The sequence below is a fragment of the Streptomyces montanisoli genome, assembly GCF_017813245.1.
Taxonomy (GTDB): domain Bacteria; phylum Actinomycetota; class Actinomycetes; order Streptomycetales; family Streptomycetaceae; genus Streptomyces; species Streptomyces montanisoli.
This window is the reverse complement of record NZ_JAGIQL010000003.1, coordinates 1-22,828: the sequence shown is the minus strand read 5'-3', so window position 1 is coordinate 22,828 and position 22,828 is coordinate 1. Positions and strand designations below refer to the sequence as shown.

The 22,828-nt window shown below is 73.4% G+C and carries 21 protein-coding genes; 16 read left to right on the top strand and 5 right to left on the bottom strand.

The window, feature by feature from the left end; translation table 11 throughout:
* Nucleotides 1-34: 34 nt before the first annotated feature.
* On the bottom strand, nucleotides 35-2,200 hold the full coding sequence (locus tag JFN87_RS01530) for a type IV secretory system conjugative DNA transfer family protein (RefSeq protein WP_209337967.1): 2,166 nt from the start codon (nucleotides 2,198-2,200) through the stop codon (nucleotides 35-37).
* 309 nt (nucleotides 2,201-2,509) lie between these two features.
* On the opposite strand from JFN87_RS01530, the gene gabT reads away from it, so the two are divergent.
* The 3 genes from gabT to JFN87_RS01515 all read left to right on the top strand — a co-directional run bounded on the left by gabT (nucleotide 2,510) and on the right by JFN87_RS01515 (nucleotide 6,518).
* On the top strand, nucleotides 2,510-3,844 hold the full coding sequence (gene gabT, locus JFN87_RS01525) for a 4-aminobutyrate--2-oxoglutarate transaminase (protein ID WP_209337966.1): 1,335 nt from the start codon (nucleotides 2,510-2,512) through the stop codon (nucleotides 3,842-3,844).
* Between the two features lie 400 nt (nucleotides 3,845-4,244).
* Complete coding sequence (locus tag JFN87_RS34235; RefSeq protein WP_307865254.1) at nucleotides 4,245-4,799, top strand: phosphatase PAP2 family protein; 555 nt, start codon at nucleotides 4,245-4,247, stop codon at nucleotides 4,797-4,799.
* A gap of 84 nt (nucleotides 4,800-4,883) precedes the next feature.
* Nucleotides 4,884-6,518, top strand: coding sequence for a PucR family transcriptional regulator (locus JFN87_RS01515; protein WP_209337964.1), 1,635 nt, complete (start codon nucleotides 4,884-4,886; stop codon nucleotides 6,516-6,518).
* A 72-nt stretch (nucleotides 6,519-6,590) separates the two neighbouring features.
* Here the strand turns inward: JFN87_RS01515 and JFN87_RS01510 are convergent, their stop codons facing one another.
* A complete protein-coding gene (locus JFN87_RS01510) occupies nucleotides 6,591-7,841 on the bottom strand; it encodes a cytochrome P450 family protein (protein WP_307865253.1) in 1,251 nt (416 codons plus the stop codon).
* A gap of 96 nt (nucleotides 7,842-7,937) precedes the next feature.
* Here JFN87_RS01510 and JFN87_RS01505 point away from each other — a divergent pair, with 96 nt between their 5' ends.
* The 9 genes from JFN87_RS01505 (at nucleotide 7,938) to JFN87_RS01465 (ending at nucleotide 17,947) form a co-directional block, all read left to right on the top strand.
* Nucleotides 7,938-8,630 carry a TetR/AcrR family transcriptional regulator gene (locus JFN87_RS01505; protein WP_307865252.1) on the top strand — a complete coding sequence of 231 codons (693 nt, stop codon included), beginning with the start codon at nucleotides 7,938-7,940 and terminating at the stop codon, nucleotides 8,628-8,630.
* A gap of 130 nt (nucleotides 8,631-8,760) precedes the next feature.
* Nucleotides 8,761-10,209, top strand: coding sequence for an aldehyde dehydrogenase family protein (locus JFN87_RS01500; RefSeq protein ID WP_209337962.1), 1,449 nt, complete (start codon nucleotides 8,761-8,763; stop codon nucleotides 10,207-10,209).
* Between the two features lie 61 nt (nucleotides 10,210-10,270).
* Nucleotides 10,271-10,513 (top strand): nucleotidyltransferase domain-containing protein, encoded by a 243-nt coding sequence (locus tag JFN87_RS01495; RefSeq protein WP_209337961.1) that lies wholly within the window; start codon nucleotides 10,271-10,273, stop codon nucleotides 10,511-10,513.
* 86 nt (nucleotides 10,514-10,599) lie between these two features.
* Entirely contained in the window at nucleotides 10,600-11,862 is a 1,263-nt protein-coding gene (gene dxr, locus JFN87_RS01490; protein WP_209337960.1) for a 1-deoxy-D-xylulose-5-phosphate reductoisomerase, read from the top strand.
* A complete protein-coding gene (locus tag JFN87_RS01485; protein ID WP_209337959.1) occupies nucleotides 11,859-13,160 on the top strand; it encodes a M50 family metallopeptidase in 1,302 nt (433 codons plus the stop codon). The genes dxr and JFN87_RS01485 overlap by 4 nt, the downstream gene beginning before the upstream one ends.
* A gap of 192 nt (nucleotides 13,161-13,352) precedes the next feature.
* Nucleotides 13,353-14,507 (top strand): flavodoxin-dependent (E)-4-hydroxy-3-methylbut-2-enyl-diphosphate synthase, encoded by a 1,155-nt coding sequence (ispG, locus tag JFN87_RS01480; RefSeq protein ID WP_209337958.1) that lies wholly within the window; start codon nucleotides 13,353-13,355, stop codon nucleotides 14,505-14,507.
* Nucleotides 14,508-14,705: 198 nt separating this feature from the next.
* Nucleotides 14,706-15,551, top strand: a complete 846-nt coding sequence (locus JFN87_RS01475) for a GNAT family N-acetyltransferase (protein WP_209337957.1) — start codon at nucleotides 14,706-14,708, stop codon at nucleotides 15,549-15,551.
* A 15-nt stretch (nucleotides 15,552-15,566) separates the two neighbouring features.
* Nucleotides 15,567-16,157 (top strand): GNAT family N-acetyltransferase, encoded by a 591-nt coding sequence (locus JFN87_RS01470; RefSeq protein WP_209337956.1) that lies wholly within the window; start codon nucleotides 15,567-15,569, stop codon nucleotides 16,155-16,157.
* A gap of 92 nt (nucleotides 16,158-16,249) precedes the next feature.
* Entirely contained in the window at nucleotides 16,250-17,947 is a 1,698-nt protein-coding gene (locus tag JFN87_RS01465; protein WP_209337955.1) for a proline--tRNA ligase, read from the top strand.
* Nucleotides 17,948-18,076: 129 nt separating this feature from the next.
* Here the strand turns inward: JFN87_RS01465 and JFN87_RS01460 are convergent, their stop codons facing one another.
* The 3 genes from JFN87_RS01460 to JFN87_RS01450 all read right to left on the bottom strand — a co-directional run bounded on the left by JFN87_RS01460 (nucleotide 18,077) and on the right by JFN87_RS01450 (nucleotide 20,209).
* A complete protein-coding gene (locus JFN87_RS01460) occupies nucleotides 18,077-18,994 on the bottom strand; it encodes an aminoglycoside phosphotransferase family protein (protein WP_209337954.1) in 918 nt (305 codons plus the stop codon).
* A 205-nt stretch (nucleotides 18,995-19,199) separates the two neighbouring features.
* Complete coding sequence (locus JFN87_RS01455) at nucleotides 19,200-19,628, bottom strand: DUF4439 domain-containing protein (RefSeq protein ID WP_209337953.1); 429 nt, start codon at nucleotides 19,626-19,628, stop codon at nucleotides 19,200-19,202.
* Complete coding sequence (locus JFN87_RS01450) at nucleotides 19,625-20,209, bottom strand: hypothetical protein (RefSeq protein ID WP_209337952.1); 585 nt, start codon at nucleotides 20,207-20,209, stop codon at nucleotides 19,625-19,627. The genes JFN87_RS01455 and JFN87_RS01450 overlap by 4 nt, the downstream gene beginning before the upstream one ends.
* Before the next feature lie 207 nt (nucleotides 20,210-20,416).
* Here JFN87_RS01450 and rimP point away from each other — a divergent pair, with 207 nt between their 5' ends.
* The 4 genes from rimP to JFN87_RS01430 form a co-directional block, all read left to right on the top strand.
* Complete coding sequence (gene rimP / locus JFN87_RS01445; RefSeq protein ID WP_209337951.1) at nucleotides 20,417-20,914, top strand: ribosome maturation factor RimP; 498 nt, start codon at nucleotides 20,417-20,419, stop codon at nucleotides 20,912-20,914.
* Nucleotides 20,915-20,916: 2 nt separating this feature from the next.
* Nucleotides 20,917-21,945: a transcription termination factor NusA gene (gene nusA / locus JFN87_RS01440; RefSeq protein ID WP_209337950.1), complete on the top strand. Its 1,029-nt coding sequence runs from the start codon at nucleotides 20,917-20,919 to the stop codon at nucleotides 21,943-21,945.
* Nucleotides 21,946-22,028: 83 nt separating this feature from the next.
* Nucleotides 22,029-22,325, top strand: a complete 297-nt coding sequence (locus JFN87_RS01435; RefSeq protein WP_209337949.1) for a YlxR family protein — start codon at nucleotides 22,029-22,031, stop codon at nucleotides 22,323-22,325.
* 147 nt (nucleotides 22,326-22,472) lie between these two features.
* The coding region (locus JFN87_RS01430) for a translation initiation factor IF-2 N-terminal domain-containing protein (RefSeq protein WP_209337948.1) at nucleotides 22,473-22,828 on the top strand (356 nt) is incomplete at its 3' end.

Below are 22,828 nucleotides of genomic sequence, written 5' to 3'. Positions count from 1 at the left end.
ACGGCCCTCCGGGTGCGCCGGCCTGACGCGCACCTCATCCGCGCAGGTCGACCAACAGCGGTGGGACGTGGTCACCCGCGACCGTCCGCAGGGAGAGCACCGCATGCCCCGCGGGAACGGTGTGCGCGAGGTCCGAGGCCGACCAGCGCTCGCGCTCGACCTGGCGCACGGTCACCGCGTCCGTCGTGACGGCCTTGCCGGTCACCAGCTTGCGGAACGAGTGGATCGCGCGGGTCAGCGGCTGGTCGGCGAAGACCGTGCGCTGCGTGACCACCTTGGTCTCCACCCACTCGGTGCCCCACGCCTCGGCGAACCGCTTGCCGTCCCAGGTCGTCACCCCGGCGAACGCCATCCGGCAGCCTACGGCTCCCAGCAGCGCCGGCTGGAGGGCCTCCGGCACGTCGTCCAGGGTCCGCAGCGTCAGCACGGCGCCCGCGTTCACCGACCGCAGCCGCTGGACGCCGCGCAACGTCTCGGCGGTGAGGGTGCGCGTGGCGTCGTCCAGCACGAGGCACGCGAACAGCGAGCGGTCCGCGCGCACCGCCGCGTTCGCGGTGAACTGCGCGAGTACGAGCCGGGCCAGCATCCTGGACGCCTCGCCGTGGCCGCGCTCCGGCAGCTCGATACGCACCCGCAGGGGATGTTCCAGGGTGCGCAGCGAGAACGGTCTGGTCCTGCCCGTGGTGTCGAAGAACCCCGAGAACGCGGGCCGGTCAAGCAGCGCGACCCGATCGGCGAGCGCCCTGCCGGTGTCGCCGGGCGCGGCCGACTGGCGCTCGCGGGCGTCGAGTTCGCGGCGCATCGCCCGATGGCCCCCGGCATCGAGGGAGCCGCGCAGCGCGGCAAGGGCCTCGGGTGTGCCGTCGAGGAGTTCCCGCAGCTCCGGCACCGTCGGCAGACGCCGGTACGCGGTGGAGAACGGCCCGAGCAGCTGTGCGAGGGCGGTCGCGGCACGCCTGCTGTCGGTGTCCGGCAGATCGCCGACAAGCCCCTCGGCGAGCAGGGCCGCGGCCTCGTCCGGGTCGGTCGTCCCGCCGTACAGGTCGAGGTCGTGGACGGACCGCGGATCGCCGACCCTGACGACGACGTCATACGCCTCGTCGGGGCCCAGCTGCGTCCCGGCCGCGCACACCGCGACGACGGCGGCCTGCCCGGCGAGCGCCTGGAGGGCGAGCGACTCGACCACCGGCCTGATCAGAGTGTGCGTCTTGCCGGCGCCGGGCGGGCCGACGGCCAGCAGGGAGGTGCCGAGCAGCCGCGGATCGAGCGCGAGACCGGTGCCACGCCTGGCGTAAGGGTTGCGCTCACCGTCCTGGACGGTGCCGATCCGCACCTGGTGGACGAGCAGGTCGTGCCGGGCGGCCCGCACGGGCAGATCCCTGCTGCCCGACGGGTGGAGGCAGGCGGCCGAGCCGTCCCTGCGCACGGTCTCCGCGAACGCGGCGAGCCGTGAGGGGTCGACACGCACGGAGCGCCACGCGCGTCCGATCCTGGTGTAGTCGACATCGTTCATCCTGCCCTCGCGCACTTCGGCGGCGAGCCGGCCCGCAAGATCACCCTGCCCGGCGGCACGCAGCTCGGGCCATTCGGCGAGGTCGTTCTCCGATGCCGGAGGGGCGTCGGCGGGAACGTTTTCGCTGGGAGGCGGCGTACGGCGGCCGAAGACCCGGCGCAGCAGCTCGGGCCAGCGGCCGAGCCGCCCGAAGACGGCTGCCATGATCAGCAGCAGGAACACGTTGTACACGTGCACGGCGGTGTTGCCGGTAGGCGTCTTTGGCCACGAGTCCGGCGTGAGTACGAGAAGCGGCCAGATCCAGAAGCTGCCCAAATAGCCGTTGGAGACGAGAGACCACAGCAGCAGCGTGGCGAGCAGCGAGATGACCGCCCCCACCGCCAGTTGCCGCATCGGCGTCACGTCCGGCGCGACTGCCGGGCGCGGCCGGTGCCCGTACTGCCACGTCCCCGGCCCGTCCGCCCGTCGCGGCGTGTGCAGCCAGTCGCGCAACGCGGGTCCTGTGGCCGGCGCGTGGTCCGGGGCCGGCGGCACACCGGGTGCCTCGCAGGAAGGCCCGTACGCCGCGCCGGGCGAGGACGCGGCCGGCGCGCGCGGCGGGGCCGCGGGCATGGGTGGCGGGGTCGCGGGCCGCGGTAGCGGTGTGGCACGAGTGCCGCGTGGGTCGTGCGTGCCGTCGGAATCCATACTCACCCTGCCCTCTGACCAGCCAGGACCGTTCTGTGCAAGCGTCAATCTAGTGCCCGCGCCCGGGTAGTTCAGCGTTCCGTGCGTCCGGGGTGTCCGTACCCGCGCCGCGGACGCGCCAGAAGGCGCCGCGACCCGCACCCCGCGCCATGGCCACGGCGGACAACGACACGCGTCCAGCACTACCGAACGGAGCATGCCCACCCGGCGGGGCCGCGCCTAGCCTGCCGGGAAAGACACCGGATCTGCTCAGCTCACGACCCCGGACCAGCGCCACGCGGCGTCGGGACAGACCCCCAGGAGCCCCCCATGACAGAAATTCCCCAGGAGCGCCGCGTCGTCACCGCGATTCCCGGACCGAAGTCGCTGGAGCTGCAGGCCCGGCGCACCGCCACGGTCGCGGCCGGCGTGGGGTCGACCATGCCGGTCTTCGCCGAGCGTGCGGGCGGCGGGGTGCTCGAGGACGTGGACGGCAACCGGCTGATCGACTTCGGTTCCGGCATCGCCGTCACGACCGTCGGATCGAGCGCCGAGGCCGTCGTGCGCCGCGCCTCCGCGCAGCTGGCCGACTTCACCCACACCTGCTTCATGGTCACGCCGTACGAGGAGTACGTGGCGGTCTGCGAGGAGCTGGCGGCGCTCACCCCCGGCGACCACGCCAAGAAGTCGGCGCTGTTCAACTCCGGTGCCGAGGCGGTCGAGAACGCGGTCAAGATCGCCCGCTCCCACACGGGCCGGCAGGCCGTCGTGGTCTTCGACCACGCCTACCACGGCCGTACGAACCTCACGATGGCCCTGACCGCGAAGAACATGCCGTACAAGAACGGCTTCGGCCCGTTCGCGCCCGAGGTCTACCGGGTGCCCATGGCGTACCCGTACCGCTGGCCCACCGGCGCGGAGAACTGCGGTCCCGAGGCGTCCGCGCAGGCCATCGACCAGATCTCCAAGCAGGTCGGCGCGCAGAACGTGGCGGCGATCATCGTCGAGCCCGTACTCGGCGAGGGCGGCTTCATCGAGCCCGCCAAGGGCTTCCTGCCCGCGCTCGCGCGCTTCGCCCGTGAGAACGGCATCGTGTTCGTCGCGGACGAGATCCAGTCCGGCTTCTGCCGCACCGGTCAGTGGTTCGCGTGCGAGGACGAGGGCATCGTGCCCGACCTGATCACCACCGCGAAGGGCATCGCGGGCGGCCTGCCGCTGGCCGCCGTCACGGGCCGCGCGGAGATCATGGATTCGGCGCACCCGAGCGGCCTCGGCGGCACGTACGGCGGCAACCCGGTCGCCTGCGCCGCCGCTCTCGGTGCCATCGAGACGATGAAAGAACTCGACCTGCCCGCGAAGGCCAGGCGGATCGAGGAGGTCATGAAGGACCGGCTCTCGGCGATGCGTGAGAAGTACGACGTGATCGGCGATGTACGAGGCCGTGGCGCGATGATCGCTATTGAGCTGGTGAAGGACCGGGCCACCAAGGAGCCGGCCACGGAGACGGCGGCCGCCCTCGCCAAGGCGTGCCACCAGGAGGGCCTGCTGGTGCTGACGTGCGGCACGTACGGCAATGTCCTGCGCTTCCTGCCCCCGCTCGTCATCGGCGAGGACCTGCTCGGAGAGGGGCTCGACATCATCGAGCAGTCGCTCGCCGCGCTGTGAAGAAGGTGTGGGAGGCCGATGGCGGGATGGGGTTGCGGCTGTCGCCCGTGACGCGGGCGGCGTACTGTTTTCGCAGATGAGAGAAACACCCCGCTCGCGGGAGACCGCGGGCGACTCCGGCTCGGAGCGTCCCCAGCTCCGTTCCGGGCGTGCCTCCGCGCACGCCACCGGGGCCGCGGGTCCCGGATCTCCTCACCGGTCGGATGGCCGCCCGCTCCAAACCCCCCGGAGCGAGCGGCGAGCCGGCCCCGACGGCCGTCCCGGAACCACCCCCCCTGTTCCGGGACGGCCGCTTTCGTGCGTTCCCGATCCCGGGACCGCTTCCTCCGCCCGGCGGCTGCGACTCGGCGCCGGGGCGCTCTTCGTCCTCGCGTTCGCGCTGGCCACCTGGCAGGTTCTCGTGGCTGGGCCGCTGCTTGACGCCGACAGGAGCCTCGACCGCGCGCTGGTCGGACACGGTCCCAGGGCACTCGACGGAGCACTCTCCGACCTCGGCTCCATGCCCGTCGCGCTGCCGGTACTCGCGCTCGCCCTCGCCTACGCGCTCTGGCGCGGTGCTCGCGCGAGTGTGTGGGCGGCCGCGGCGACGATGATCGTGGTGCCCCTCCTCGTCGTCCCGCTGAAGATCTGGACGGACCGGCCGGGCCCGCTCACGGACGCCACCGGCTACTACCCGTCAGGTCACACCGCCACGGCGATGGTCGCGTACGGCACGGCGGCCCTCGTCCTGGGGCCGTACGTGACGCGGCGCGTCACGGCTCCGGCCGCGGCCGTGCTCACCACGGCGACCGCCGTCGGCCTCGTGCTGCGCGGCTACCACTGGCCGCTGGACGTCGTCGCCAGCGGTGCCCTGTGCGGGGTGCTCCTGCTGGCGCTGGCGGCCGTGCTGCGCCGGCTGGAGCCGGGAGGCCGACTGGAGCCGGGTGTGGACGAGCGGCCGGGCGCGGAGGACTGACCGCGGGGCACGCGCCTGCCGCGGGCGTTCGTACATCACGGCCCAAAAGCGTCACCCCCTTCGTACGCGACGTAGCATTCGTGCATGCCGCCCACGCTCGCCTCGCTCGTTCAGCACTCGGCGCTCAAGCTCACCGTGCGCGCCGGGGAGGATCGGCTCGACATGCCGGTGCGGTGGGTGCACGCCAGTGAGCTGGTCGATCCCGTGCCGTACATGGAGGGCGGCGAGCTGCTGCTGGTCACCGCCACCAATCTCGCCGCGGCCGACCCCGCCGCCATGGGCCGGTACGTGCGGCGGCTCGCCGCGGCCGGGATCGCCGGGGTGGGGTTCGGCGTCGGGGTCAACTACGACGAGGTGCCCGAGGCGCTCGTGGACGCGGCGCGTGCCGAGGGGCTGCCGTTGATCGAGGTGCCGCGGCGCACGCCGTTCATCGCCATCGGCAAGGCCGTGTCCGAGGCCGTCGCCGCCGACCAGTACCGGGCCGTCACGGACGGGTTCGAGGCGCAGCGCGACCTGACGCGCGCGGCTCTCGCCGAGGGGCCCGCCGCCCTGCTCGCGCGGCTCGCCGCCCATGTCGACGGCTGGGCGGCGCTCTACGAGCCCTCGGGCGGCGTCGTCGCCGCGCAGCCCCCGTGGGCCGCCCGTCGCGCCGCCCGCCTCGGCGAGGCGGCCGCACGCCTCGCTCAGCGGCGGCCGCACACCAGTTCCGTTGTCGGCGACCCCGCCGCCGAGACCGAGAGCACCGGCGACCGCGTCGAGTTGCAGACACTCGGCACGGGGCGCAGATCGGGCGGCGTGCTCGCCGTGGGCACGGCGGGCGCGCCCGGCACCGCCGCGCGGTACGCCGTGCACTCGGCGATCGCCCTGCTGACCCTCACCACCGAGCGCTCGCGCTCCCTGCGCGCCGCCGAGCAGCGCCTCGGCGCCGCCGTCCTGCGGATGCTGCTCGCCGGGCAGCCCGACCACGCGCGCACCGTCGCGGGGGACCTGTACGGGGCGTTGCTCGACGCGCCGTTCCGGCTGCTCGTCGCCGAGGAGGAGCAGCCGGCCGGGTCGGCGGCCGGGGCGCAGGGCGGCGACCCGGCGGCCGACGCGCCGCTCGAACTGCTTGCCGAGACGCTGGAGGCGACCGCCGCGCAGGCCGGCGAGCCCGTCCTCGTCCTGCCCGACGGCGAGGGCCGCCTCGTCGTGATCGCCGTCGACGGCGGGGCCGCCGTGGCGGTCTGCGCCGCGTACGCGGACCGCCAGGCCGAGGAGGCCGGCGTGGTCACCGGGCTCTCGGCGCCCACCGGCCCGATCGCGACGGGCACCGCCTACCGCCAGGCCGAGCAGGCGCTGTCCGTCGCGCGGCGGCGCGGCCGCGCGCTGGTCGAGCACGAGGAGCTGGCGCACGGCTCGCTGCTGCCGCTCCTGGCCGACGAGGCGGTGCGCGCCTTCGCGGACGGCATGCTGCGCGCGCTGCGCGAGCACGACGCGAAGGGCCGCGGGGACCTCGTCGAGTCGCTGCGCGCCTGGCTGTCGCGCCACGGCCAGTGGGACGCGGCCGCCGCCGACCTGGGCGTGCACCGGCACACGCTGCGCTACCGGATGCGCCGGGTCGAGGAGATCCTCGGCCGGTCGCTGGACGATCCTGACGTCCGCATGGAGCTGTGGCTCGCCCTCAAGGCCACGGTGGCCCGGCCGGCCCCGGCGCTGAGCCCGGAGTGCGGTACCGCCTGAACGGAACGACACGGCGCGGCGCGGCACAGCTCGGCATGGCACAGCAGGACGCGCCGCGACGAGGCGCCGCGGCTACCAGCGGACGGGCAGCGTCGCCAGCCCGTGCAGCAGGCTCGGGCGCCAGGCCGCCGTTCCCGTCTCCTCGTCCAGCGCCAGGCCCGGGCAGCGCTCCAGCAGGGCGCGCAGGGCGATCGGCGCCTCGAGCCGCGCGAGCGGGGCGCCGAGGCAGTGGTGGATGCCGTGCCCGAACGACAGGTGGCCGCGCATCTCCGCCGGGTCGCGGCGGATGTCGAAGCGGTCCGGATCGCCGAACCTCGCCGGGTCGCGGTTGGCGGCGGCGAGGGACACGATCACGGTGTCGCCGGCCCGTATCGTCACGCCCCCGAGATCGACGTCCTGCGACGCGTAGCGGAAGTTCGCGGCCAGCGTGGGCGGCTCCTGGCGCAGGCTCTCCTCGACGGCCGCTTCTAGCAGCGAGAAGTCTGCGCGCAGGACGGCGAGCTGGTCCGGGTTGCGCAGCAGAAGGAGGACGGACGAGGAGATGAGGTTGGCCGTGGTCTCGTGACCGGCCACCAGCAGCAGGAAGGCCATGCCCACGAGTTCCTCGCCGGACAGGGCTTCCTCTTCGTCCGTCCGAACCCCGTTCTGCTCGCCTTGCCCGGGTGTCCTGGCGAGCGCCGCCAGCAGGTCGGCGGCGGCCGGATCGCCGCGCTTGGCCTCGATCAGCGCGGCAAGGTAGGCCGCCATCTCGCCCTGCGCGGCGCCCGCGGCGACCGGGTCCGTCGCCGCGACGACCTCCGCCGACCAGCGTGCGAACCGCGGGCGGTCGGCCTCCGGCACGCCCAGCAGCTCGCAGATCACGGTGATCGGCAGCGGGTACGACAGCGCCTCGACGAGGTCGGCCCGGCCGTGCGGGGCCATCGCGTCGAGCAGCTCGTGCGTGATGCGCTCCACGCGCGGGCGCAGCGCCTCCACCCTGCGGGCGGTGAACTCGCGCGCCACAAGGCGCCGCAGCCTGGTGTGGTCGGGCGGGTCGGCCTGGAGCATGTTCCGGCCGACGGCGAAGCCGCCGTCGTCGTCGCGGGTGGCGGACACGCGGATGTCGTTGCACAGCCGCGGGTCGGCCAGCGCGGCGCGCACGGCGTCGTGGCCGAGCACGAGCCAGGAGACCGCTCCGTCAGGGAGCCGGACGCGGCGGACGGCGCCCCCGGCGCGCAGTCGCGCGTACCGGGCGTGCGGGTCGGCGACGAAGGCCGCGGGGTCGTCGATCATGTCGACGAGCGCGTGGCTGCCGGCGGGGGAGGAGGGGGATTCGGTGGACACGGCGCCTCCAGGAGACTTAACGGGGAGTGCTCCCCGTTTCGGTGTCCCACGCTAGCAGAAACGGGGAGCACCCCCCGTTTGAGGTACTGTGCGGCGGTGAGACAGGACGCGCAGCGCAGCAGGGAACGGGTACTGGCCGCGGCCCGCGAGGTCTACGCGGAGCTGGGGGTCGAGGCCCCCCTCGACGTCATCGCGCGCAGGGCCGGCGTCGGGAACGCGACGCTCTACCGGCGCTTCCCCGACCGGTCGTCGCTCATCGAGGAGGTCTTCAGGGACGGCCTCGCGGCCACGGCCGAGCTGGGCGAGTCCGCGCGCGCGGCCGAGGACCCGATGGCGGGCCTGACCGGCTACCTGGAGCACGTGTTCGCGGGCCTCGCGGTCGACCGCGGCGTCACGGACCTGATGACGACGCGCCTCGCCGGCGTACCCGCGCTCGAACGGCTGCACGCGCACAACGCCGAGACGATCGGCATCCTGCTCGCCCGGTGCCGGGAGCGCGGCCTGGTGCGCGGGGACGTGTCCGTCGAGGACGTGCTGTTCGGCCTGGCCGCGCTGGGCCGCGCGGTACCCGCCGCCGAGGCCGCGCTCCCCGGCTCGTGGCGCCGGTTCCTCGCGCTGTTCGTCGACGGCCTCCGCGCGGCGGCGGGCCGGGACGGCGGCGGGCTGCCCGGCGCGCCGTACGACGGGCCGCGCCTGACGGACGCGCTGGCGGCGCTCCATGTCACCCCGAGAACCACCCCGAAAGGCCCAGGACCGCGCCAGTCCGTTGAGCGGCGTGCCATTCCGTAGCAAGGCGCGCCCCCACCAGTACGCCGCGGCCAACACCCCGCGGCGGGCGCGCCGCCTACCGTGTGGTCCAGGCGGACGCGGCAGTCGTCGCCCGCCAGTTCCCACCAGCACTCGGAAGGGCCGGGACCCCATGACGACCTCCACCCACGCCTTCTGGCTTGCGGGCCGCCGGGCCACCGGTGAGTCCACGTTCGACGTCACCTCCCCCTGGGACGGCCGGCCCGTCGGCACCGTCTCCGTGCCGACCGACGCGCAGACGGAGGAGGCCGTCGCCGCCGCGCACGCCGCCGTCGACACGTTCGCCGTGACCCCCGCGCACGTGCGCGCCGCCGCGCTCGACCACGTCGCGCGGCGCATCGGCGAGCGGGCCGACGAGGCCGCCCGGCTGATCTCCGACGAGAACGGCAAGCCCATGAAGTGGGCGCGCGGCGAGGTCGGCCGCGCCGTGTCCGTCTTCCGCTTCGCCTCGGAGGAGGCCCGCCGCTTCAACGGGGGCGAGGCGCAGCGCCTCGACACCGACGCGGGCGGCACCGGCCGCCTCGCGCTGACGCGCCGCTTCCCCAAGGGCGCCGTCCTCGGCATAGCGCCGTTCAACTTCCCGCTGAACCTCTGCGCGCACAAGGTCGCGCCCGCCATCGCGGCCGGCGTTCCGATCATCCTCAAGCCCGCGCCCGCCACCCCGCTCTCGGCGCTCCTCATCGGTGAGCTGCTGGCCGAGACCGACCTGCCCGCCGGGTCCTGGTCGGTCCTCACCGTGCCGAACGACCGCATGCCGTCCCTCGTCAAGGACGAGCGGCTGCCCGTGATCTCCTTCACGGGGTCCGACACCGTCGGCTACTCGATCATGGACTCGGTGCCGCGCAAGCACTGCACCCTGGAGCTGGGCGGCAACGGCGCGGCCGTCGTGCTCGGCGACTACGCGTCCGACGAGGACCTCGACTGGGCGGCCTCGCGCATCGCGGCGTTCTCCAACTACCAGGGCGGCCAGTCCTGCGTGTCGGTGCAGCGCGTCATCGCGGACGCCGCCGTCTACGACCGCCTGGCCGAGAAGGTCGTCGCTGCGGTCGGCGCGCAGGTGACCGGCGACCCGGCGGACGAGGCCACCGACGTCGGCCCCCTGATCAGCGAGGACGCCGCCAAGCGCGTGGAGGAGTGGACGGACGAGGCCGTCCGCGCGGGCGCGCGGCTGCTCGCAGGCGGCAAGCGGGACGGCGCCTCGTACGCGCCCACCGTCCTCGCCGACGTGCCGGAGGACACGAGGCTCGCCCGCGAGGAGGTCTTCGGGCCGGTCCTCACCCTGCACAGGGTGGACGGTGAGGAGGCCGCGTTCGCCGCGGTCAACGCGTCCAGGTACGGGCTCCAGGCCGGCGTCTTCACGCACGACGTGCAGGCGGCGTTCCGCGCGCACCGCGCGCTGGAGGTCGGCGGCGTGATCGTCGGCGACGTCCCGTCGTACCGCGCCGACCAGATGCCGTACGGCGGCGCCAAGATGTCGGGCGTCGGGCGCGAGGGCGTGCGGTACGCCATGGACGACTACACGTACGAGCGCGTCATGGTGCTGACGGGCCTCGCGCTCTAGGCGAGGCGCGCGGGACGCCGGGGCGCGCGGCGCCCCGGCGGGATAGGGGTGTGTCGCGACGATGTCCGCCGCGGACGTCCTGGCCGGCGAGCAGACGAGGCCGCACCGGGACCTCTCAGGGCCGGGCGGCAGGGAGATCGACCTCCACCCGCTGGACACGTCGGGCACCGTCGCCGGCGCGGCCGTGCCGTGCGTGTCCGCCGCGCAGCAGGTGTACTTCCACCAGGGGTACGAGCCCGCCGACCGCGACCGGCACGACATGTCGCTGCTCAGGGAGCGCTTCGGCGTCGCGACGCCGTACTGATCACGGCCCGCGCGACGCCCGCGCGTCACCCGGATCGGGTGGCGCGCCCCCATCCGCTGTCCCGGCGCACAGCGGATGGGGCAAGAATGGGTGCCATGAGCGACAGCCCAGCCCCCCTCGCGGACCCGCACATCGCCTTCGATCCGGCCGAAGGCCGCCGGGACGTCGTCGTCCTCGGCTCCACGGGCTCCATCGGCACCCAGGCCATCGACCTGGTCCTGCGCAACCCCGACCGGTTCCGTGTCACCGCGCTGTCCGCCGCGGGCGGCCGGGTGGCCCTGCTCGCCGAGCAGGCCAGGCGGCTGCGGGTCGCGGCTGTCGCCGTGGCGCGCGAGGACGCCGTGCCCGCGCTCAAGGAGGCGCTGGGGGCCGAGTACGGGCCGGGCGAGGCGCTCCCCGAGATCCTCGCGGGCCCCGACGCGGCCAGTGACCTGGCCGCCTCCGCGTGCCACACGGTGCTCAACGGCATCACCGGCTCCATCGGCCTCGCCCCCACGCTCGCTGCGCTGAAGGCGGGGCGCACCCTCGCGCTCGCCAACAAGGAATCGCTCATCGTCGGCGGCCCGCTGGTCAAGGAGCTGGCCGCGCCGGGGCAGATCATCCCCGTCGACTCGGAGCACGCGGCGCTCTTCCAGGCGGTCGCCTGCGGCACCAGGGCCGATGTGCGCAAGCTCGTCGTCACCGCCTCGGGCGGCCCGTTCCGCGGGCGCACGCGCGCCGAACTCGCCGAGGTGACACCGAAGGATGCGCTCGCCCACCCCACCTGGGCGATGGGCCCGGTGATCACCGTGAACTCGGCGACGCTCGTCAACAAGGGCCTCGAAGTGATCGAGGCCCACCTGCTGTACGATATCCCGTTCGAGCGCATCGAGGTCGTCGTCCACCCGCAGTCGTACGTTCATTCGATGGTGGAGTTCACGGACGGCTCGACGCTCGCCCAGGCCACGCCGCCCGACATGCGCGGCCCCATCGCCGTCGGCCTCGGCTGGCCGCGGCGCGTGCCGGACGCCGCGCCCGCGTTCGACTGGACCACGGCGTCGACGTGGGAGTTCCACCCGCTCGACACGGAGGTCTTCCCGTCCGTGGGGCTCGCCCGGCACGTCGGCGCCCTGGGCTCCACCGCGCCCGCGGTCTTCAACGCCGCGAACGAGGAGTGCGTGGAGGCGTTCCTGAGCGGCCGGCTGCCGTTCAACGGCATCATGGACACCGTCACCGAGGTCGTCGCGGAACACGGCGAGCCGGACGGGGGAACCCGGCTCACCGTCGCGGACGTCCTCGAAGCAGAGGCCTGGGCGCGCGCCCGGGCCGGGGAACTCGCACGGAAGGCCACGGCGGAGGCTCGCGCATGACGATTCTGTTGACGGTCATCGGCATAGTCATCTTCGCCGCCGGGCTGCTGTTCTCCATCGCGTTCCACGAGTTCGGCCACCTGTCGACCGCGAAGATGTTCGGCATCCGCGTGCCGCAGTACATGGTCGGCTTCGGGCCGACGATCTTCTCGCGGAAGAAGGGCGACACCGAGTACGGCTTCAAGGCCATCCCGATGGGCGGCTACATCCGCATGATCGGGATGTTCCCGCCGGGACCCGACGGCAGGATGTCGTCGCGCTCCACCTCGCCGTGGCGCAGCATGATCGAGGACGCGCGCTCCGCGGCCTTCGAGGAGATGCAGGAGGGCGACGAGGAGCGCCTGTTCTACACGCGCAAGCCGTGGAAGCGCGTGATCGTGATGTTCGCCGGCCCGTTCATGAACCTCGTCCTGGCCGTCGTGATCTTCTTCGGCGTCGCGATGACGTACGGCTTCCAGACGCAGACCACCGAGGTCGGCGGCGTGCAGCAGTGCGTGATCTCGCAGAGCGCGAAGCGCCAGACGTGCAAGCCGGGCGACCCGGAGTCCCCGGCGGCCAAGGCCGGACTGCACAAGGGCGACAAGATCGTCGCCTTCGACGGCCGCAAGGTGGACGACTGGGACACCCTGTCCGACCGGATCCGCAAGACCATCGGCCCCGCCACGATCACCGTGCGGCGCGACGGCCACCAGCAGGTGCTCCACGCGAACCTGCTGGAGAACACCGTGGCCAAGAAGGACTCGAACGGCGACGTGGTCCCGGGCAAGTTCGTGCCCGCCGGCTACCTGGGGTTCGCGGCCCAGACGAAGATCGTGCCGCTCTCCTTCGGCGAGTCCGTCGACCGCATGGGCGGGATGGTCAGCGACAGCGTCAGCCGGCTCGTGGACCTGCCGTCCAAGATCCCGGGCCTGTGGGGCGCGGCCTTCGAGGGCAAGCAGCGCGCCGCGGACTCACCGGTCGGCGTGGTCGGCGCCGCGAGAATCGGCGGCGAGGTGATGACGCTGCATGTGCCCGCCGAGAGCCAGATCGCGATGATGCTGTTCCTGCTCGCCGGGTTCAACCTCTCGCTGTTCCTGTTCAACATGGTCCCGCTGCTCCCGCTGGACGGCGGGCACATCGCGGGCGCCCTCTGGGAGGCCCTGCGGCGCAACCTCGCACGCGTGTTCTCGCGGCCGGACCCGGGCCCCTTCGACGTCGCGAAGCTGATGCCCGTGGCGTACGTGGTGGCGGGCGTCTTCGTCTGCTTCACGGCGCTCGTCCTGATCGCCGACGTGGTGAACCCCGTCAAGATCACCTGACGGACGCGGCGGCCCGAGAAGATGCCGCCCCTTCCCCGGTGAGGGCAGCCGGACACCTCTGGTGTCCGGCTGCTTACTTTTGAGTGGACAAGGCCCGGCGGGTGTGACCGCCCGGCGGACGGTGGCGTAATCTCGATTGCCGGAGCCCGCCGATCTCGGGACCAGGATCCACACTTGGGGTTGCAACAGCAGATGACTGCGATTTCGCTCGGAATGCCGTCCGTTCCTGCCAAGCTCGCCGACCGCAGGGTCAGCCGTCAGATCCACGTCGGTTCGGTTCCCGTCGGTGGCGACGCGCCGGTCTCCGTCCAGTCGATGACGACGACGCGCACGTCGGACATCGGTGCCACGCTCCAGCAGATCGCGGAGCTGACGGCGTCCGGCTGCCAGATCGTGCGGGTCGCGTGCCCGACGCAGGACGACGCGGACGCGCTCCCCGCGATCGCGAAGAAGTCGCAGATCCCGGTCATCGCCGACATCCACTTCCAGCCCAAGTACGTGTTCGCCGCGATCGACGCCGGCTGCGCGGCCGTCCGCGTCAACCCCGGCAACATCAAGCAGTTCGACGACAAGGTCAGGGAGATCTCCAAGGCCGCGAAGGACGCCGGCACGCCGATCCGCATCGGCGTCAACGCGGGCTCCCTCGACAGGCGCCTGCTGGAGAAGTACGGCAAGGCCACGCCCGAGGCGCTCGTCGAGTCCGCGCTGTGGGAGGCGTCCCTCTTCGAGGAGCACGACTTCCGCGACATCAAGATCTCCGTCAAGCACAACGACCCCGTCGTCATGGTCAACGCCTACCGGCTGCTGGCCCAGAAGTGCGACTACCCCCTGCACCTCGGCGTGACGGAGGCGGGCCCCGCCTTCCAGGGCACCATCAAGTCCGCCGTCGCCTTCGGCGCGCTGCTCAGCGAGGGCATCGGCGACACCATCCGCGTCTCCCTCTCCGCCCCGCCGGTGGAGGAGGTCAAGGTCGGCCAGCAGATCCTGGAGTCGCTCGGCCTGCGCCAGCGCCGCCTGGAGATCGTCTCCTGCCCGTCCTGCGGCCGCGCCCAGGTCGACGTGTACAAGCTCGCCGACGAGGTGACGGCCGGCCTCGACGGCATGGAGGTGCCGCTGCGCGTCGCCGTCATGGGCTGTGTCGTCAACGGCCCGGGCGAGGCCCGGGAGGCCGACCTCGGCGTCGCCTCGGGCAACGGCAAGGGCCAGATCTTCGTCAAGGGCGAGGTCATCAAGACCGTGCCCGAGTCCAAGATCGTCGAGACGCTCATCGACGAGGCCATGAAGATGGCCGAGCAGATGGAGAAGGACGGCATCGCCTCGGGCGAGCCCGAGGTCTCCGTCGGCTGACCCGGTCCGCCCCGGGCGGGCGGCCACCACCGCCAGGACGAGTCCCGTGCGCCACCCGCGAGGGTGGGCGGCACGGGACTCGTCGGCGCGTGCGGCCCCTGACGGGCGCCCGGGGCCGGGGAGCGGCCGCGGGAGGCGCGGACGGGGACCGGCGGGTTACAGTGCGCAGACAAGCAGACCGTACGGTGAGGCCCCCACGTGTTGACGCAGACCACCACCCGGGTCCTCGACCCCAGCGAACTCGGCGACGCCCTCGCGATCCTGGAGAGCGATCCCGTCGAGAACGCGTTCGTGGCATCCCGCGTGCAGGTCGCCGGGCTCGACCCGTGGCGCCTCGGCGGCGAGATGTGGGGCTGGTACACGGACGGCCGGCTGCGTTCCCTGTGCTACTCGGGCGCCAACCTCGTGCCCATCCGCGCCACCCCCGAGGCCGTGCGCGCCTTCGCCGACCGCGCCCGCAGGGCCGGCCGCCGCTGCTCCTCCATCGTCGGGCCCGCCGAGCCGACCGCGCACCTGTGGCGGCTGCTCGAGCCTTCCTGGGGCCCGGCCAGGGAGGTCCGCGCCCACCAGCCGCTGATGGTCACCGACCGGCCGTCCGCCGAGATCGAGCCCGACCCGTACGTGCGCAGGCTCGGCAAGAGCGAGATAGAAACGATCATGCCGGCCTGCGTCGCCATGTTCACCGAGGAGGTCGGCGTCTCCCCGCTGGCCGGTGACGGCGGCCTCCTCTACCAGGCGCGCGTCGCGGAACTCGTCGGCTCGGGGCGGGCCTTCGCCCGGATCGAGGACGGCCGGGTGGTCTTCAAGGCCGAGATCGGCGCCGCCACCCCGCGTGCGTGCCAGATCCAGGGCGTCTGGGTCGATCCCGCCCACCGGGGAAAGGGCCTGTCCGAGACCGGAATGGCGGCCGTCGTGCGCTACGCGCTGGCCGACGTCTCACCCGTCGTCAGCCTCTACGTCAACGACTTCAACACCGCCGCCAGGGCCTCCTACCGGCGGGTGGGATTTCGTGAGGTGGGCGCCTTCATGAGTGTCCTGTTCTGAAAGTAGGGTTCGGCCATGCCGATCACCCCAGGGAACGCCCCCAGGACCCCGGACGTACAGGTGGGTCCCATCGACCTCGTCGCGCGCGTGGACGACGCGCTCGCCGTGCAGGCGCTCGCCTTCGGGCTCAGCGAGGAGGAGATCGGGGTGCGGCACCACATCGTGCTGCGCCACCTCATGTACCCGGGCTGCCGCTCCTTCGGCGCGACCACGCCCGAGGGCCGGCTCGTCGGCTTCGTGTACGGGCTGCCCAACGACCGCGCCCACTGGTGGTCCACCGTCGTGGAGCCCTACCTGCGCAGGCAGGACGCCAACGGCTGGCTCGACGACGTGTTCGTCATCACCGAACTGCACGTCCACCCCTCGTTCCAGGCGCAGGGCATCGGCAGGGAACTGATCACCACGATCACCGACGGCGTCTCCCAGCCGCGTTCCATCCTCTCCGCCATCGACGTCGAGAGCCCCGCGCGCCGCCTCTACCGCTCGCTCGGCTACCGCGACCTCGCCCGCCAGGTGCACTTCCCCAGCGCCCCCCGGCCGTACGCGGTGATGGGCGCGCCCCTGCCCCTGCCGCACAGGCCCTCCCCGGCGCCCGCGACGGATTAACGCCGGGCGGCGGCCCCCGGTTACCCTCCTGCCACACGCCCGGCCCCGCCGCAGGCGACCGAGGCAACCGACGCAACGCAGGAGTGCACCCCATGTCACGGACCCGGATCCAGCGCATGTCCCGTCTCATGGCCAAGACACTGCGCGAGGAGCCGGCGGACGCGGAGACGCTCAGCCACCAGCTCCTCGTGCGCGCCGGATACGTGCGGCGCACGTCGGCCGGCATCTGGACGTGGCTGCCGCTCGGCAAGAAGGTCCTGGACAACGTCGCGCGCGTGGTGCGCGAGGAGATGGACGCGTTCGGCGCGCAGGAGGTCCTGCTGCCCGCGCTGCTGCCCAAGGACGCCTACGAGGAGAGCGGCCGGTACGAGGAGTACGGCGACCTGCTCTTCCGGCTCAAGGACCGCAAGGGCGCCGACTACCTGCTCGCGCCGACGCACGAGGAGATCTTCACCCAGGTCGTCAAGGACCAGTGCACGTCCTACAAGGACCTGCCGGTGATCCTCTACCAGATCCAGACCAAGTACCGCGACGAGGCACGCCCCCGCTCCGGCGTCCTGCGCGGACGCGAGTTCCTGATGAAGGACTCGTACTCGTTCGACACGACGGACGAGGGCCTCGCCGAGTCGTACGCCCTGCACCGAGAGGCGTACCGGGCGATCTTCGCGCGCCTCGGCGTCGACTACCGGATCGTCTCGGCGGTGTCGGGCGCGATGGGCGGGTCGGCGTCGGAGGAGTTCCTCGCGCCCGCCGCGGCCGGGGAGGACACCTTCGCGGACTGCCCGGCCTGCGAGTACGCGGCGAACACCGAGGCGGTCGCGTTCAAGGCTGCGGTCCCCGCGGCCGCAGCGCCAGGACCCGTCGAGGAGCTCGACACCCCGGACACGCCGACGATCGAGGCGCTCGCCGCGCACCTCGGCGTCCCGGCCTCGGCGACGCTGAAGAACCTGCTGGTCAAGGTGGACGGCGAGATCGTCGCCGTGGGCGTGCCAGGCGACCGCGAGGTGGACCTCGGCAAGCTGGGGGAGCACCTGGCGCCCGCGGAGGTCGAACTGGTCACGGCGCAGGACTTCGAGGGCAGGCCCGACCTGGTACGCGGTTACGTCGGCCCGCAGGGCCTGGACATCCGCTACATCGCGGACCCGCGCGTCGCGCCCGGCACGGCGTGGGTGACGGGCGCCAACAAGCCGGACACGCACGCGCGCGGCGTCGTCGCGGGGCGGGACTTCGAGGTGGACGACTACCTGGACGTCGTCGTGGTCGAGGAGGGCGACCCGTGCCCGGCGTGCGGCGCGGGCCTCAGGCTCGACCGCGCGATCGAGGTCGGCCACATCTTCCAGCTCGGCCGCAAGTACGCGGACGTCTTCCAGCTCGACGTCCTCGGCCGTGACGGCAAGCCGGCTCGGGTCACCATGGGCTCCTACGGCCTCGGCATCTCCCGCGTCGTCGCCGCGCTCGCCGAGCAGACCGCGGACGGCCAGGGCCTGTGCTGGCCGCGCGAGATCGCCCCCGCGGACGTCCACGTGGTCGCGGCGGGCAAGACGGCCCAGACGGAGCTGGCCCTGCGGGCGGCCGAGCAGCTCGCGGCAGCGGGCCTGCGCGTACTCGTCGACGAGCGCCCGGGCGTGTCACCCGGCGTGAAGTTCACGGACGCGGAGCTGATCGGCGTGCCGACGATCCTGGTGGCGGGCCGCCGCGCGGCCGAGGACGTGGTGGAACTGAAGGACCGCCGCACCGGCAAGCGCGAGGAGCTCTCCCTCACGGACGCCGTGAGGGCCCTCACGGCGTAGGGTCGCCCGGCGTCTGCGCGTCGCTGCCGCACGCGAGCCCGGGACGCGTCGCCGCCGTGCGCGTTCAGCGCCCTGCTCCCAGGGGCTTCCCGGTGCCGTGGGGGGCCCGGGACGGCCGCGTGGCACGGACTACAGCCAGCTCGCGTACTCCAGCAGTACCTCCGCCGTCGAGTCCCGGCCCGCGCGTGCCGCGCGGGTGCCGGACTCGACCGCGCGGAACAGCGTCCACGACCGCAGCCTGTCCCCGTCCACGTCGAGCGAGTCGGCCAGCCGCCGCATGCGTCGCCTCGCGGTCGACGCGCCCGTGTCCGAGGCGATCAGGTCCTCGACGCGGTCGCGGGCCAGCCGCGCCAGGTCGTACGCGCGCTCGCCCACGACCGGCTCGGGGCCCACCGCCAGCCATGGGGACCGCTCGCCCGCCAGGACCTTCCCCTGCCGGAAGGCGCCGTGCAGCAGCAGGGACTCGTCCGCCGTCGCGAGCATCGCCTCGCGCGCCCGCAGCGCCGCGTCCACCAGCGCCTCGGGACCGTCCCCGCCCTGCATCGCCCGCGCCTCGCGGCCCGTGCGATCCTCGACGGTCTCGAACGCGTGGCCCGCCGGCGGCTGGACCCACAGCCTGCGGATCGTGCCCGCGGCCTCGAGCAGAGCCTTCGCGTCCGGCAGTGAGCGCAGCGAGACCTCCGGGCGCAGCCGTTCGAGCAGCAGCGCGCCGTCGCCGTCGCCGCCGTCGACGTCATCGGCGCCCGTCTCGTACGTCTCGACCGCGCCCCAGCCCTTCCAGTGGGCGAGCGCCGCCCGCTCGGCGGCCGGCTCGGCGAACGGCGGCGCGACCTTCAGCGCGGCCGGTGCCGCCGCGCCGTCCGTGCGCACCAGCAGCACCAGGCTGTTCCGGCCGCCGGGCGCCACCACCCGCTCGACGTCGAGCCCCCGCCGCGCCACCACGTCCGCCACGATCTCGGGCAGCCGGGCGAGCCACGCGCCCGCCCCGGGGGCGGCGTTCTCCTCGCCGAGCGCGCGCGCCAGCCGCCGAGGCGGTTCGAAAGCCATACGTCCTTGCAGTCCTTCCGCCGTGCGGTCCTCCGCGCCTTTAGGAGCTGTTGTCTTGCCCCCTGCGGGGCCCGAGTCGCCTGGCACAGCCATCTCCGGCGTTGTCGTCGGTCGCCGACGCTCCGCGTCGACTCCCTCCTCCGCCTTGGATCTGACAGCACCAGCCCCCTCGACCTGATCCCACACCGGGCGAGACAACAGCTCCTCAGGCCCGCTCGGCGAGCCCAGGAAAGGCTACGCCGGACCCCCGCCAGCGGGCCGCCCGCACCGCCGCGTCGCTCAGCGCCGCCGCCGCGTCGCCCCGCGCGTCGCCCGTGGCCGCACGCACCAGGTCCGAGTAGACGTCCGCGACCTTGTCCTCGAGCTGCGCCGCGAGCCGCCCGGCCGAGTCCGGGTCCGTCACCGGGAACGGCAGGTCGTACGCGGCGGCCGCCGCCTTCGGCGTGCCGCCGAGGGCGCGGACGGCCCGCCGCAGCGCGTCACGCCTCGCCAGGTGCGCGGTGTACGCCGCGTTCGCCTCGGCGCGCCCTGCGCTGCCGACGCGCCCGCCGACCACGCCGTACCCGTACACCGCCGCGTGCTCGGCCGCGAGCGCCGCCTGGGTGGCGTCGAGCAGCCCCTTGTCCTTCGTCATGAGGAGGCTCCCCTCGACAGCAGGTAGGCATGGACCGCGTTGGCGGCCGCGACCGAGGCGAGCAGCCGCGCCAGCTCCGGGGGCGCGTCCATCAGGGCGGCGGTCTGCGCCTTGCCCGAGTTCCGCTCCGCGGAGACGAGCGACCTCACGGCCTCGGCCGCGTCCGCGGGGACCGCGCCGCCGCGGGAGCCCGCCTCCGCGGCGGGCCCCGAGGACGCCGACGCCGGCGCGGAGGCCGACGAGGACGCGGACGCCGGCACCGACGCCGACGCGCTGGGCGCGGCGCCCGCCGGGGCGAGCGCCTTCACGTGCTCGGCCACCGCGGACCGCAGCGGCGCCAGCCGCGCCCGCTGCTCGGGATGGCGGGCGATGACGGCGTCGTACCGGCCGAGCAGGGTCGTGCTCGTGGCCGCCGTGCGGGTGCGCAGCGCGCGGAGCGCCGCCGCCGACACCCGTTCCCGCCGTGCGTCCGCCGAAGGCTCGCCCCCGCCCGAGGAGGTGCAGCCCGCCAGCAGGGCGGCCGCCGCGGTCGCCCCTGCGCCCGTGAGGGCGCGTCTGCGCGTCGTCCCGTCTCGCCCCACGTGCGCCTCCTCGGACGTTGCTCGCACTGCTGCTCAGGCCGCCGGGCAGAGCTGTGCGGTGATCTTCGCTGGCGAGCGTACCCGCGGTACCCGGCCGGTGGGCGGCAACACCCCTGCGGACCGGATACCCTTTGGGACTGGCAGGTCGGCACCGTTCCGGCCGGACGACGTCACGACAACAGCACACGCGGCCGAGGAGTCACCCGGATGAGCACCACCCAGAGCGACAGGCTGCGCGGGCTGCTGGAACCGCTCGCCGGCGCGCAGGGCCTCGATCTGGAAGAGGTCGAGCTCACGAGAGCGGGCAGGTACCGCGTGCTGCGGGTCGTGGTCGACGCCGAGGAGGGCGTGGACTTGGACACCGTCGCCGAGCTGACCCGCACCGTTTCCGCGGAGCTCGACGAGACGGACGCCATGGGCGACGAGCAGTACCAGCTCGAAGTGACCTCCCCGGGCGCCGAGCGCCCGCTGACCGAGCGCCGCCACTACGCGCGCGCCGTCGGCAGGCTCGCCAGGATCAGGCTCCACGAGGGCGGCGAGGTCGTGGCCAGGATCCTCTCGGTGGACGACGAAGGACTCGACGTCGAGGTGCCGGGCGTGAAGGGCCGCAAGCCCACCGCGCGCCGCCTCGGGTTTTCCGAGATCGCGAAGGCGCGCGTCGAGGTCGAGTTCAACCGCAAGGACAAGAGCAAAGAGGAGGCGTAGCCGTGGACATCGATGTGAAGCTCCTGAGGGGCTTGGCACATGAGAAGGAGATCCCCTTCGAGCTGCTGGTCGAGGCGATCGAGTCGGCCCTCCTCATCGCGTACCACCGCACCGAGGGAAGCCGCAGGCACGCGCGTGCCGAGCTCAGCAGGGAATCCGGCCACGTCACCGTGTGGGCCACGGAGGACCCGGCGGACCTGGAGGAGAGGCAGGAGCCCAAGGAGTTCGACGACACCCCGTCCGACTTCGGCAGGATCGCCGCCACCACCGCGCGCCAGGTCATCCAGCAGCGGCTGAAGGACGCGGAGAACGACGTGACCTTCGGCGAGTACGCGCGCCGCGAGGGAGACGTCGTCGCCGGCCAGGTCCAGCAGGGCAAGGACCCGAAGAACGTCCTGGTCAAGCTGGACGACAAGCTGGAGGCCATCCTCCCCGTCCAGGAGCAGGTGCCGGACGAGGAGTACACCCACGGCCTGCGCCTGCGCACGTACGTGGTGCGCGTCGCCAAGGGCGTGCGCGGCCCCTCCGTGACGCTCTCCAGGACGCACCCCAACCTGGTCAAGAAGCTGTTCGCGCTCGAGGTGCCGGAGATCGCCGACGGGTCCGTCGACATCACCGCGATCGCCCGCGAGGCCGGTCACCGCTCCAAGATCGCGGTGCGGTCGATGCGGTCGGGCCTGAACGCGAAGGGCGCGTGCATCGGCCCCATGGGTGCGCGGGTGCGCAACGTGATGGCCGAGCTGCACGGCGAGAAGATCGACATCGTGGACTGGTCGGACGACCCGGCCGAGATGGTGGCGAACGCGCTGTCCCCCGCGCGGGTGACCAAGGTGGAGATCGTCGACCTCGCCGCGCGCAGCGCCCGGGTGACCGTGCCCGACTACCAGCTGTCGCTGGCGATCGGCAAGGAGGGGCAGAACGCCCGCCTGGCCGCCCGGCTCACCGGCTGGCGCATCGACATCCGCCCCGACACGGAGCAGCCGGGCGAGGCCGGCGCGCCGCACGACGAGGTGCCCGCCGACCGGGACTGACGGCTTTCGGCCGACCCTGGCGACCGGCCGTCCGGAATCTTGCCCCGCAGGGATGAGATCGGTGTGGAGAGGTAGACTTGTTGATGTCTGGCCGGACGAGCGCCCGAGCCTGCCCTGAGCGAACCTGCGTGGGGTGCCGGGAGCGAGCGGCCAAGAAGGATCTGCTGCGCATCGTGGTGGTCGGGGGACACTGTGTCCCTGATCGAAGCGGTACGCTGCCCGGCCGGGGTGCGTACGTGCACCCCGCCGTGGGCTGTCTGGATCTGGCGGTTCGCCGCCGGGCCCTGCCACGGGCCTTCCGGACCCAGGGACCGCTCGACACCGCGCGACTGCGCGCGGCCGTCGACGCGATCACGGCAGGGAAGGCGCCGCAGGAATGAAGGAGTACGGCACGGAACCCCGTGCGGTTCAGGTACCTCGCGAGTCGGAAGTAGGTCGAGATTGCGATGAGCACTCGATGAGTACGCGATGAGTACGCCCATGAAGTAGCGACGGTCCGGCGGTAACCCGGACCTAAAAGGAGCGAAGTGGCTAAGGTCCGGGTATACGAACTCGCCAAGGAGTTCGGCGTGGAGAGCAAGGTCGTCATGGCCAAGCTCCAAGAACTCGGTGAATTCGTCCGTTCGGCGTCGTCGACGATCGAGGCGCCCGTAGTACGCAAGCTGACCGACGCGTTGCAGGGCCCCGCGGGCAGTGGCAACGGTGGCAAGTCCGCCGCCAAGCCCGCCCCCCGCAAGGCCTCGCCCGCACGTCCCGCCGCGCCGTCACCGGCCGGCGGCACCTCCCGCGCCGCCAAGGCCCCGGGGGAGCGTCCCGCTGCCCCGAAGCCCGGTGCGCCGGCCCCCAAGCCGGCCGCCGCGGAGGCGCCCCGCACCAGCACCCC